Raw genomic sequence first — 12744 nt, forward strand, 5'->3', positions numbered from 1 at the left:
CACTCCACGCCCAACAGAGTGGCATTGTTGACGGCGCGGTCTCGCAGTTGCCATTAAAATTGTTGATAAAAGAGGTCGCACTACGGTAAATTACGACCTGGCGTGACCTGCTAGCAGCGCCTAACTTAAACTTTTCGGAGAATTACGTTGGTTCAATGGCAAGACTCGTTATCAATCGGTGTGCTGGAAATAGACATCCAACACAAACTCCTTTTCGATAAATTCAATGCTTTCCTGGCCGCCTGCGACGCAGAGGCAGAAAACGATGCCATTTTCCGCCTGTTCTGGTTTGTTGAGGCGTACGCAGTGACCCACTTTGGGCAGGAAGAGAAACTGATGCAAGAAGTGAGGTATCCAGGCATCGAAATGCATCGGCAACGCCACCAGGAATTCACCTCCGAAGTGGCCAGACTGAAGGAAGTCTTGAAGAACGAGGGTCCCTCGCCCACCGTGATCTCCACGATGACCGACTTCGTATCCGGATGGCTGGTCGATCACATTTCGACCATGGACCGCGCCATCGCCAATTATGTCGCCTCCTGCGCCGGAGCCTGATTAGAAACGCCCACCCTGCCGGCCTCCATTCTTTGTTCCTCTAAAAACCGAAAGGTTCCCAGCACGTCGAGACAGCAGCCCCCCTCCCTAACCCTCCCCCTCCGGGAGAGGGGATTGTCGGACCTCTCAGTCCAGCACTGTTCCCGTTCGCCGCTCCCTGGTTACTCACCTCACCATTTGCCTCTCACCTCGCAGGCATTCCCGCTTTTTTGACCTGGATCATAACTATTTCGGCGCATGGTGCTACCATGGGGGCAGGTAAAGGCTCTGGCAGGTAGCTCTTGCTGGGGTCGATTTCAGGATGCTTCGGTCAAGGCAACCACGTCCAGTCCGGTTGCCAGGGAGATCACGCTATGAAAGAGACAGCACAGGAATCGGTTGAAAAAACGGGAAAAGTGACGGTCGGCGATCTGGTGGCCAAAGATTTCCGGGCAGCCGGGATTTTCGAAAAATACGGCATCGATTTCTGCTGCGGCGGCAACGTTGCTGTTGACGATATCTGCAACGAAATGGGGATCGACCCGGTGCAGGTCAGGCGGGAGATCGAGCAGGCAGCGGCGACGCCGATGGATCGCAGCCAGAACTACAACGCCTGGGAGCTTCCCTTTCTCGCCGATTACATCGTGAACACCCATCACACCTATCTCAAGGAGAACACCCGCACCATCGCCGCCTATGCCAACAAGATCGCACAGGTGCACGGAGCGAACCATCCGGAGGTGGTCAAGATCGCGGAGATCTTCGAGAAGGTGGCGGCCGACATGGAGTTGCACCTGCGGGAGGAGGAAGAACAACTGTTCCCCGCCATCAAGAGGATGGTGGAACTGGCGAAGGCCGGGACCACACCGAAAGAAACGGATGTGCAGTCGCTGCGAATGACCTTGTCCGGCCTCAACCACGAGCACGACGAGATCGGGGCGGCGGTCCACGCCATACGTGATCTTTCCAACAACTACGCCGTTCCCGGGGACGTCTGCAACACCTTCATGGTCACCTACATGAAGCTGAAGGAGTTCGAGGACGACCTGCACAAGCATGTCCACCTGGAAAACAACATCCTCTTCCCTAAGGCCGCCAAGCTCTAGACCTGACAAAGGAGAAATGTCATGACCGTGATAGTGTTCACCGTAGCCATCTTATGGACCATTACCGCCGCAGTATCGCTCTGCCCTTTCAGATGCCGGGGAATTGACGATAAAGATTGAAGTAACGCTTGAGCCCTGCCAGTGGATCTCTCCTCTATAAGGGGAGAGATCCTACCTGAGCCACCCCTCCTTATTTTATTTCAATCCCCCTTCCCTCCTGATTCTTTCGCACTATACTCTATCTGTTACGCATTCCTTATCCGGCTTCGAATCACCTCGATGGGGGTCTTGCATGGCCAATCCATTCGCAGTGCTCGGTTGCTCGATCTCCCTCCTCATACTCCCTCTGATAACCTCGAACGTGCAAGCAGAAGAAGGCAAGGAGCTTTTCCAGAAGCAGTGCTCCAGTTGCCACGCGATCGGCGGCGGCAACGGCGTGGGCCCCGACCTCAAAGGGGTCGGCTCACGGCGCTCGGCTGACTGGCTGGTCCGGATCATCACGGAGCCGGACAAGCTGACCGCGGAGAAAGACCCGGCCCAGCTTGAGCTGGTCAAGCAGTTCGGCATGGAGATGCCGAAGCTGGGGGTAAGCCCTGAGGACGCGAAGAAGCTGGTGACCTTCCTGCAAGGCGGGGATTCCACCGCGGGCCAGGGCGCAGCTCCCGCCGCCCCTGCCACTGCAGCTCCCACCACTGCCGCTCCCCAGGCGCCCGTGCCTGTCACCCCTCAATCAATCGCAGCAGGCCGCGCCCTCTTCACCGGCAAGACCGCCTTCGCCAACGGCGGCGCGCCCTGCGTCTCCTGCCATAAGGTCCGCTATCCCGACGTCTACGGCGGCGCCCTCGCCGGCGACCTGACCACCGTCTACTCAGGTATGGGTGAGAGCGGCATGCGCGGAGTCCTGAAGAGCCTCGGGTTCCCGGTAATGCGACACATTTACGCCGACCGTCCGCTCACCGAGCCGGAGACTACTGCTCTGCTGGCCTTCTTCCAAGACGCCTCCGCCCGCAACCACAAGGAATGCAATCCCTACCCCCTCACCGGCGTGGGCTGTTTCATCGCCTTCGTAATCGCTGCCCTCATCTACAAGCGGAAGATCGGCTGATCCAGCCGGCTTAAGCCGGCGCTTCAACTGCTAGACCATTTCAGAAAGCTGTACGCCCCATAATTCCTGATTCTGTCCGGCTCACAACAGGAGGATCGGATAATGTCGTCAGACCGCTTCAAGGACGAGCGATGCCCTGGTAGCTGCAACTGGGAGGAGTTCTACCGCAACCGCTGGCAATACGACAAGGTCGTCCGCAGCACGCACGGCGTGAACTGCACCGGCAGTTGCAGCTGGATGGTCCATGTCAAGGACGGCATCATTGCCTGGGAACTGCAGGCCAATGACTACCCGCAGTTCGACAGCAGCATCCCCAACCAGGAACCTCGTGGCTGCGCGCGCGGGATCAGCTACTCCTGGTACATCTACAGCCCCTTGCGGGTCAAATACCCGTACGTCCGGGGCGCCCTGCTGGACCGCTGGCTGGAGGCCAAGCAGAGTTTCGCCGATCCGGTCGAGGCGTGGCAGAGCATCGTGGAGAACCCGCAGTCACGGGCAAGCTATACCGAGCAGCGCGGCATGGGTGGCTTTCGCCGGGCGAGTTGGGAAACGGTGATCGAGATAATCGCCGCCTCCACCATCTCCACCATCAAGCGGTACGGCCCGGACCGCGTCATCGGCTTCTCGCCCATCCCCGCAATGTCCATGATCAGCTACGCTGCCGGCTCACGTTTCCTCTCGCTCTTGGGTGGCGTCGCCTTAAGTTTCTACGACTGGTACTGCGACCTCCCGCCGGCCTCTCCCCAGGTGTGGGGGGAGCAGACCGACGTCCATGAATCCGCCGACTGGTACAACGCCTCCTACATCGTGGTCTGCGGCTCCAATGTCCCCATGACCCGCTCTCCGGACGCCCATTACCTGGCCGAAGCTCGTCACCGCGGGGCCAAGGTGGCCGTCATGTCGCCCGATTACTCCATCGCCAGCAAGTTCGCCGACGCCTGGCTCCCGGTGCGCCAGGGGCAGGACGGCGCCTTCTGGTTGGCGCTCAACCACGTGCTCCTCAAGGAGTTCTACGTCAACCGCCAGGTCCCCTTCTTCATGGATTACGTGAAGAAGTACAGCGATCTCCCTTTCCTCGTTAAATTGTCGCCAGATGGTTCCGGCGTGGAAAAGGGTGATGCTGCTGGTTCGGCAAAGGGGACAGGCACCTTCGGAGCCAGTACCCTCGGAGAGGGCCAGGGTGAGGGGATCTGGCTGCAGGGAGAGTTCCTGCGCGCCTCCGAGATCGAGCGGGCGCAGGGAATTGAGAACGCCAACTGGACGTTGTGCGTCGCGGACAAGACCGGAGCGGTCCGGATCCCCAAAGGCAGCATCGGCTCGCGCTGGAGCGAAAAGCCCGGCAACTGGAACCTCGATATGAACGACATCGTCGACGGCGGAGAGATCGACTGCGCGCTGAGCTTTCTGGGAGGCGAGACCCGCAAGGTCCGCTTCACCTTCTCAGGGGAGCCGGACGCCATCCGCGAGGTTCCGGTCCACCGCGTCACCACCACGGCCGGAGATGTGATGGTAACCACCGTCTTTGACCTCCTGCTGGGCCAGTTCGGCGTCTCGCGCGGGCTGGCCGGCGACTATCCCAGGGACTACGACTCCGAGATGCCCTTCACCCCCCGCTGGCAGGAAAAGCACACCGGCATCGACGGCAGGACGCTGATCGACATGGCCCGGGAATGGGGGATCAACGGCGAGCAGAGCAACGGGCGCAACCTCATCATCATCGGCGCCGGCGTCAACCACTGGTACCACAACGATCTTCTCTACCGCGCCGCCATCACCGCGCTCATCCTCACCGGCAGCGTGGGAAGAAACGGCGGCGGCCTCGCCCATTACGTGGGTCAGGAGAAGGTGCAACCGCTCGCCTCCTGGACCGCCATCGCCATGGCCTATGACTGGATGAAGCCCGCCCGCCTGCAGTGCGCGCCCAGCTTCTGGTACATGCATTCCGATCAGTGGCGCTACGACCGGAACTACACGGAGTACAACGAGCCGGGCGGCTTCCACGAGGTGCCCGCCCACATCGCCGACCTGCACGCGAAGGCGGTGAGGATGGGATGGTTGCCGTTCGCCCCCCATTTCGACGATTCCACCTTGCGGCTGATGGAGCAGGCCCACCGGGACGGCTGCCAAAGCGACGAGGAGATCAAGGGGTGGCTGGTGAAGCGCCTGAAGGAGGGGACGACCCGTTTCGCCTGCGACGACCCCGATGCTCCCGCCAATTTCCCGAGGGTCTGGTACATCTGGCGCGGCAACGCCATCGCCGCCAGCGGCAGGGGGCACGAATACTTCTTGAAGCATGTGCTGGGAGCCACCAACTCGAGCGTCACCGCACCCGAAGCCGCGGCGGGCAAGGTGAACGAGGTCCGCTGGGAGAAGGAGGCGCCCCGGGGCAAGGTCGACCTGGTGGTGGATCTTAATTTCCGCATGGACACCTCGGCCATGTACTCGGATATCGTGCTCCCCACCGCCACCTGGTACGAGAAGAGCGACCTGAACAGCACCGACATGCACTCCTTCGTGACGGTGATGGATGCGGCGGTGCCGCCGGTATGGGAGTCGAGGACCGACTGGAAGATCTTCTCCGCCATCGCCAAAAGGGTGAGTGAGCTCTCCGAAAAGCACCTACCCTCCCCCGTCAAGGACGTGGTGGCGCTCGCGCTCGCACACGACACCCCCGGCGAAATCGCCCAACCGAAGGTGTGCGACTGGAAGCTGGGCGAGTGTGAGCCGGTGCCGGGGAGGACCATGCCGGAGTTGGCCATCGTGGAGCGAGATTACCCCGGCATCTACCGGCGCTTCCTCTCCCTGGGCCCGAAGATCGGCCATCTCTCCGCCCATGGTGTCAGCTATGACGCCGACGACGTCCACGAAAGCCTGCGCGCCAAGCTCCCCAGCCGCCTCATCGGGGAGGAGCGCCACGTCGACCTCTCCGACGAGCGGGTGGTGGCGGACGTGATCCTCTCCCTGGCCCCCGAGACCAACGGCGAGTTGGCGCACCGGGCCTACCAGAACCTGGGGACACGGGTCGGCAAGCCGCTGGAGACCATCGCCCAGAACGCCCGCGACTACCGGATGATGTGGGAGGACATCACCCAGAAGCCGCGCAGGGTGACCAGCTCCCCCATTTGGAGCGGCCTGGTCAACAACGGCCGCCCCTACGCCCCTTTCACCCTCAACGTAGAGTACGGGGTCCCCTGGCGGACGCTCTCTGGGCGCCAGTCGATCTACCTCGACCACCCGTACTACGGCGAGTTCGGCGAAAGCCTGCCGACCTTCAAGGGGAGGCTCGACCCCGCCGTCCTGGACGAGGTAACCGGCGAAGGGGGACTGGTCCTCAACTTTCTCACCCCGCATGGCAAGTGGTGCATCCACACCACCTACCGCGACAACCTCAGAATGCTCACCCTGGCCCGCGGCGGCATCAATCCGCTCTGGATCAACGACAAGGATGCCGAGGGCGCGGGGATCGAGGACAACGATGCGATCGAGATCTACAACACCAACGGGGTGGTCACCAGCCAGGCCATCGTCTCCTCCAGGATTCCCAGGGGGGGCTGCATCATGTACCACGCCCCGGAGCGGACCATCGCCATCAAGAAGTCGAGGAAAACCGGCAAGCGGGGCGGCGTCCACAACAGCCTGACCAGGATCCGGCTCAAGCCCACCCTGATGGTCGGGGGGTATGCCCAGTTCAGCTACTACTTCAACTACTGGGGCCCAACCGGCGTCAACCGCGACACTTACGTGGTGGTGAGGAAGCTCACGGAGGGGACCTGACAGGGGAAATTGGTGCTGCTCACGATCTTACCGGGAACATAGAACGTAGAACATAGAACAGCCTTCGAGGTGTTTATGGACGTAAGAGCCCAGATAGTGATGGCGTTCCATCTCGACAAGTGCATCGGCTGCCACACCTGCTCGATCTCCTGCAAGAACATCTGGTCGGACCGGGAAGGGACCGAATACATGTGGTGGAACAACGTGGAGACCAAGCCGGGGCTCGGCTACCCGCGGGCGTGGGAGGACCAGCAGCGCTACAAGGGAGGGTGGGTGATCGACGGCCAGAAGATCAGCCTGAAGTCGATGCGGAAGACCACCTCGCTTCTCAACATGTTCTTCCAGCCCAACCTGCCCGCCATCGAGGATTACTACGAGCCGTTCGACTTCGATTACGCGAACCTGATGGAAGCGAAGAGCGCTGACGATCAGCCGGTGGCCGAGGCCTATTCGCGGATCACGGGACAGCCGATCGAGCAGATCAAGGGGAGCGCGAACTGGGACGACGACCTCGGCGGCTCCCGGCTTTATGCCGCGCGCGACCTGAACCTCCAGCAGGCGAAGCTGGTGGAGGAGTACGACACCCTCTTCATGCAGTACCTGCCGCGCATCTGCAACCACTGCCTTAATCCCGCCTGCATGGCCTCCTGCCCCTCCCGTGCGCTGTACAAGCGGGCCGAGGACGGCGTGGTGCTGGTGGACCAGAACATCTGCCGCGGCTGGCGCTTCTGTGTCAGCTCCTGCCCGTACAAGAAGGTCTACTTCAACTGGCAAAGCGGCAAGGCCGAGAAGTGCATCTTCTGCTACCCCCGTGTGGAGACCGGCCAGGTGAACGCCTGCGCGCAAAGCTGCGTCGGCCGGATCCGCTATGTAGGGGTGCTCCTCTACGACGCGGAGGGGGTGGAAGCCGCCCTTCTGAAGGAGGACGCGGAACTGGTGCAGGCGACCCGGGCGCTGATCCTCGACGCCCGCGACCCGAGGGTGCGGGAGGCGGCGGCAGCCAACGGGATTTCTGAAGAGTGGCTGGCGGCCGCGGCGCGTTCGCCGATCTACACCCTGGTGAAGGAGTTCGAGGTGGCGCTGCCGCTGCACCCGGAGTTTCGAACCATGCCGATGACCTACTACATCCCCTCGCTCTCGCCGGTCCTCTCCGTCTATGGGGAAAGCCACAAGCTGCTGGAACACGGCATGATCCCGGAGCCGGAGACCCTGCGGGTGCCGGTCGACTATCACGCGCGCCTGCTGGCGGGGGGGAACCGGCAGATCGTGGAGAGTGTCATGAAGAAGATGTTCACCCTGCGGGTGTTCATGCGTGGCGAGAACCTGGGAAGGCCTATCGACCCAGGCATACTGGCGGCGGCGGGCCTGGACCGGGAAGGGGCGCTTCGCCTCTACCGCTTGTTCGCGCTGGCCGGCTACAACGAGCGGAACGTGATCCCTCCGCAGCAACGCGAGGATCAGGAGTCGGAGAGCCGGAGAAAAGGCGCCGGCTTCGGCATTCTGACCAAGACACGTAAGAACCGGTAAAAAGAGATAAAGGAGGAGGAGATGAGCATAGCGGAAACCTACGAGGCCCTGGCGCGACTGCTGGAATACCCGGAGAGCTCGGACACCATGCTGCAAAGCCTGTGGCGGATCGCCTGCTACCTGGAGGAGTGCGGGCTTGATTGCCCCGCGCTCCCCTTCACCGCCATGTTGACCGAGCTCACCATGGGGGAACTGCAAGAGGAATACGTGGCGCAGTTCGACTTCAACCCGGCAAAGGCACCCTACCTGGCGCATCACCTCTACGGCAATACGCAGGGCAAAGGTGCCTACATGGTGAAGGTGAAACAAACCTATGACCGCTTCGGTTACACACCCGAAACGAAGGAACTACCCGACCACCTCTCGGTGCTGCTGAATTTCCTGGCCCACCTCAGCAGGATCGGCGAAGAGGATGAGCGCCGCCAGTTCATCGCCGAGACGGTGCTGCCGGGAGTGGCGAAGCTCGCGGGATCGGGAGGCGGCAGCGAATGGCCGTGGCTGCCGGTGATCAAGACCACCGAGCTTCTGCTGAGAACCGACTGCCGGGAGACCACGACATGATCACCATCGACTCCTTCATCTTCATCGCCCTTCCCTACCTGGCGCTGGCCCTGCTGATTTTCGTAACGCCGTACCGCTACCGGTCCAACCGGCTGAACTGGTCGGCGTTCTCCACGGAACTCCTGGAGCGGAAGCTACTCTATTGGGGCTCCAACCCGTGGCACTACGGGATCATCCCCATCCTGCTCGCGCACCTCATCTGCTTCCTCTTTCCAGGATGGATGCAGCGTTTTCTGGGAAACCAGGAGACGCTGCTGATCCTGGAAAGTCTCGGGCTCGGGCTCGGGCTGCTTGCCCTGGTGGGCATCTTCCTGCTGTTGCTGCGCCGGGTCAATACGCCGAAGCTCAGGAAAGTCAGCTACGGCACGGACTGGCTGATCCTTGTCCTCTTGCTGGTGCAGACCGGCACCGGGGTCTTCATCGCCTGGTTTTTGCGCTGGGGCTCTCAGTGGTACCTGCACACCGCCGCCCCCTATTTCCGCTCCATCTGGCTTTTCAACCCCCAGATCGGTTTCGTGGCCGATCTGCCGCCGGTTTTCAAGTTGCACGCCCTCGTTGGCTTCCTGATCTTCGCAGTCGTCCCCTTCACCAAGCTCGTGCACCTGCTCTTCGTGCCGGTCGACTACCTGAAGGATCCACCCATCGTGTACCGCTGGCGGTCGAAGTGATCACTCCGCAGGACTAAAACTGAAGGTAATAGGTTGGCGAAAAAGAGGTGACTGGGATGTCATCCCGAGAGCTCAAACAGTGGAATCCCGAGGATGAAGCCTTCTGGAGCAGCCAGGGGAAGGCCATCGCCTCGCGCAACCTCTGGATCTCGATTCCCTGTCTGTTCCTCTCCTTTGCCATCTGGATGGTCTGGAGCGTGGTGGTGGTGAACCTGGAAACCATCGGCTTCGGGTTCGACGCCGAGAAGCTTTTCTGGCTGGCCGCCCTTCCCGGCCTCTCCGGCGCCACTTTGCGCATCTTCTACGCCTTCATGGTCCCCATCTTCGGCGGCCGCAAATGGACCACCTTCACCACCGCCTCGCTGCTGATACCAGCGGTCGGCATCGGCTTCGCGGTGAGGAACCCGCACACGAGCTATGGGGTCATGCTCCTGCTCGCGCTGCTCTGCGGGCTGGGCGGCGGCAACTTCGCATCGAGCATGTCCAACATCAGCTTCTTCTATCCCAAAGCGCACAAAGGGGCGGCGCTCGGGCTGAACGCCGGACTGGGAAACCTGGGGGTGAGTGCCATGCAGTTCCTGGTTCCCCTGGTGATCACCGCCGGCATGTTCAGCAGGCTTTGTGGGGAACCGCAGATCTGCGTGATCCGTGGGGCGACCACCTCGGTCTGGATGCAGAACGCCGGCTTTGTCTGGGTCCCCTTCATCCTGGCGGCCACCGTCGCCGCCTGGTTCGGCATGAACGACATCGCCAACGTCAAGGCATCCTTTGCGGAACAGGCCGTGATCTTCAGGCGCAAGCACAACTGGATCATGTGCTGGCTCTACCTGGGCACCTTCGGCTCCTTCATCGGCTACTCAGCCGGACTGCCGCTGCTGATCAAGTCGCAGTTCCCGCTGGAGGACCCGACGAGGTACGCCTTTCTGGGGCCGCTGCTGGGAGCCGTCATCCGCCCCCTCGGCGGGTGGATGGCCGACAAGCTGGGAGGTGCGAGAGTCACCTTCTGGAACTTTATCGTGATGGGGGTGGCTACCGTCGCGGTGGAAAGGGCCCTGCCGCATCCGGGACGCCCGGGGGATTTCCACCTCTTCCTTGCGCTGTTCATCGTGGTGTTCATTGCCACCGGCATCGGCAACGGCTCCACCTTCCGTATGATCCCCGTGATCTTCCTGACTGAGTGGCAGCGCAGGACCTTCCAAAAAGGAGAAGGCGCCCGGATGCGCGCGCTGGCGGAATCGTCCAAGGAGGCCGCAGCCGTCCTCGGTTTCAGTTCCGCCTTCGCAGCCTATGGCGCCTTCTTTATACCGAAAGCCTTCGGCAGTTCGATGGCCCACACAGGTAGCCCCGATGCCGCCCTCTACGGATTCCTCGTCTTCTACCTGACCTGCATCGTCCTCACCTGGTACTTCTACTCAAGAAAGAACGCTCCCATGCCGTGTTGAGAGCGCCCCCATCCTCACTCCGCCCCTCCCCTTGAAGGGGAGGGAACGATCGATGAAGCGACATCTCTAAGTGTGGGCTTAGCCTTGGGACTCCTCGCCTTCAAGGGGAGGGATGGGGTGAGACTACCTGCTTGCGAACTTCCCCACCTGGGTGTTGATGATCTGCGGCGGCAGGGTGCTGTGCGGAACGTACTCCGGGAATGCTCCGCGCAGATGCTCCAGCAGCGAATCCGCACCTTCCTTCTCGATCAAGGTCCCCACCCTTGTCCTGCCCAGCCCGGTCCCCTTCTCCTGGTACCAGACAAGCACCTGCTCGATGAACTCCACCACCCGCTCCGCAGGCAAGAAGAGGGCGAACATGGTGCCCAGCATGGGGTTATGGCCCCCTTTTCCACCTATCCTGACCAGGTAGCCGCTTCTGCCGGCCGTCCACGCCTCGGTGGGGCAGGCCTTAATGCAGTCGCCGCAGTAGATGCAGTTCTCGGCATGGAAGACCGGCTTGTTGTCATCCCCCATCTCGATCGCCCCGGAGTGACAGCTCTTGGCGCACAGCCCGCAGCTTATGCATGACTCCAGCTCCAGGGAGGGGTCCACCACGCCCTGGAAGCCGACATCGTTCAGGTAGGACTTGAAGCAGTCGATGGGGCAGCCGGAAAAGCTAACCTTGAGCTTGTGGTGACCGGTGGCAGTTCCGAACAGCCTGCTGTCCACCTCCTGGGCCGAAGCCTGGGTGTCCATCAGGCCGTTGGGGTTGTAGGCGCAGCCTCCGCAGGCGGTCGGCACGCGGACGCGCGCGCCGCAGGAGGCGACCTTCTGCCCCCCCGCTTCCAGGTCAGCGACCAGTCCGTCGAATTTGCGGTAGTTGACGTGAGTAAGCTCCAGTGATTGGCGCACGGAGAGGTGGACCGACTCGACGCCATGCTTCTCGGCCGTCTCGGCGATATGCTTCATGCGGGAAACCTCCAGCTTTCCTCCCGGCACGCGCAGCCGGACCGTGAACAGGTCCTTGCCCCGTTCCTTGATGAAGCCGCCGGTTTTCAGGTTCTCGAGGTCCACTCCCTTTTTCTTCTGATCGCTCATGTCGGTTCCTTTAAGTGAATTGGGGACCTGTGGATGGACAGCGAGCACAGGCAGCCCGGCGACCATTATAGGCATCTTCAAGGAACCTCCCTTGACCCAAGTCAAAAAAGCCCCTTCGTCAGACAGGTCAGACAGGTGTGACGAATTGTAAAAGTCGAAAAAGTTGGAAGGCCAGAAAGGGGGGGGAAAACGCGGGCTACCTGCGGGAAACGGGGAGCAGCACGGTGAAGAGGGTACCTTGCCCGGGGGAGCTCTCCACCCGGATCTCCCCAGAGTGCCGCTTGACGATGCTGTAGGTCAGCGCGAGCCCCAGGCCCGTGCCGTTGCCTGCTTCCTTGGTGGTGAAGAAGGGGTCCCAGATGCGGTCGATATGATCCTTGGGGATTCCGCAACCGGTGTCGCGGATAGCAATGGAGATCATCCCCCGCTCCGGCCCGGAGGTGACCACCTCGACCGCCCCTTCGCCCCCGATAGCCTGATGAGCGTTCATCAGCAGGTTCATGCAGACCTGCCGCAGGGCGGACGGATCCCCTTCCACGCAGGGAAGGGACTCCTTGAGGGTGGTGACCAGCCTGACCCGGCGGTACTTGGACTGGTGGCCGATCAGTTCGGCGATCTCCAGCACGATAGAGTTGACATCGACGTTGACGCTCAACCCCTCGGACTTCCTCCCGAAACTGAGCAGGCTGTCGATGATCCCCTTGCAGCGGTACGACTCGCGGGTGATCACCTCCAGGTAGCGCGGAAAGACATCCAGCCGCTCGTCTTCCTTGAGCTCGGGAGCGTCCCGGAAACGCCGCTGCAGCGCTTCGGCGCAGCCGGCCACCGAGGCGAGCGGGTTGTTGATCTCGTGGGCGATGCCGGTTGCCAGCACGCCGATGCTGGACATCTTCTCGGCCTGGATCAGCCGCATCTCCTGCAGCCTCTTCTCCGACATGTCCCGGAAG

General features: G+C 61.7%; 10 protein-coding genes. 8 read left to right on the plus strand and 2 right to left on the minus strand.

Going from position 1 to position 12744, the window contains the following annotated elements; translation table 11 throughout:
• Positions 1–147 precede the first annotated feature (147 nt).
• The 8 genes from VJ604_RS08815 to VJ604_RS08850 all read left to right on the plus strand — a co-directional run bounded on the left by VJ604_RS08815 (position 148) and on the right by VJ604_RS08850 (position 10717).
• Positions 148–555: a bacteriohemerythrin gene (locus tag VJ604_RS08815; RefSeq protein WP_324081660.1), complete on the plus strand. Its 408-nt coding sequence runs from the start codon at positions 148–150 to the stop codon at positions 553–555.
• Between the two features lie 353 nt (positions 556–908).
• Positions 909–1640 carry an iron-sulfur cluster repair di-iron protein gene (gene ric, locus VJ604_RS08820; RefSeq protein ID WP_324081662.1) on the plus strand — a complete coding sequence of 244 codons (732 nt, stop codon included), beginning with the start codon at positions 909–911 and terminating at the stop codon, positions 1638–1640.
• Between the two features lie 361 nt (positions 1641–2001).
• Complete coding sequence (locus tag VJ604_RS08825) at positions 2002–2745, plus strand: c-type cytochrome (protein ID WP_324081664.1); 744 nt, start codon at positions 2002–2004, stop codon at positions 2743–2745.
• A 102-nt stretch (positions 2746–2847) separates the two neighbouring features.
• Positions 2848–6519 carry a nitrate reductase subunit alpha gene (locus tag VJ604_RS08830; protein WP_324081666.1) on the plus strand — a complete coding sequence of 1224 codons (3672 nt, stop codon included), beginning with the start codon at positions 2848–2850 and terminating at the stop codon, positions 6517–6519.
• A gap of 75 nt (positions 6520–6594) precedes the next feature.
• A complete protein-coding gene (gene narH / locus VJ604_RS08835; protein WP_324081668.1) occupies positions 6595–8046 on the plus strand; it encodes a nitrate reductase subunit beta in 1452 nt (483 codons plus the stop codon).
• A 21-nt stretch (positions 8047–8067) separates the two neighbouring features.
• Complete coding sequence (gene narJ / locus VJ604_RS08840; protein WP_324081670.1) at positions 8068–8607, plus strand: nitrate reductase molybdenum cofactor assembly chaperone; 540 nt, start codon at positions 8068–8070, stop codon at positions 8605–8607.
• The gene (gene narI, locus VJ604_RS08845; RefSeq protein WP_324081672.1) at positions 8604–9275 is read left to right on the plus strand and encodes a respiratory nitrate reductase subunit gamma; all 672 of its coding nucleotides are present in this window, start codon (positions 8604–8606) and stop codon (positions 9273–9275) included. Before narJ ends, narI begins: the two co-directional genes overlap by 4 nt.
• Positions 9276–9331: 56 nt before the next feature.
• Complete coding sequence (locus VJ604_RS08850; RefSeq protein ID WP_324081674.1) at positions 9332–10717, plus strand: NarK family nitrate/nitrite MFS transporter; 1386 nt, start codon at positions 9332–9334, stop codon at positions 10715–10717.
• Between the two features lie 123 nt (positions 10718–10840).
• On the opposite strand, the gene VJ604_RS08855 is transcribed toward VJ604_RS08850, so the two are convergent.
• Together VJ604_RS08855 and VJ604_RS08860 are read right to left on the minus strand one after the other, a co-directional pair.
• Positions 10841–11797 carry a ferredoxin-like domain-containing protein gene (locus VJ604_RS08855; RefSeq protein WP_324081676.1) on the minus strand — a complete coding sequence of 319 codons (957 nt, stop codon included), beginning with the start codon at positions 11795–11797 and terminating at the stop codon, positions 10841–10843.
• 196 nt (positions 11798–11993) lie between these two features.
• The coding region (locus VJ604_RS08860) for a sensor histidine kinase (RefSeq protein WP_324081678.1) at positions 11994–12744 on the minus strand (751 nt) is incomplete at its 5' end.

The sequence above is a fragment of the Geomonas sp. genome (genome assembly GCF_035254065.1).
Lineage (GTDB): Bacteria > Desulfobacterota > Desulfuromonadia > Geobacterales > Geobacteraceae > Geomonas.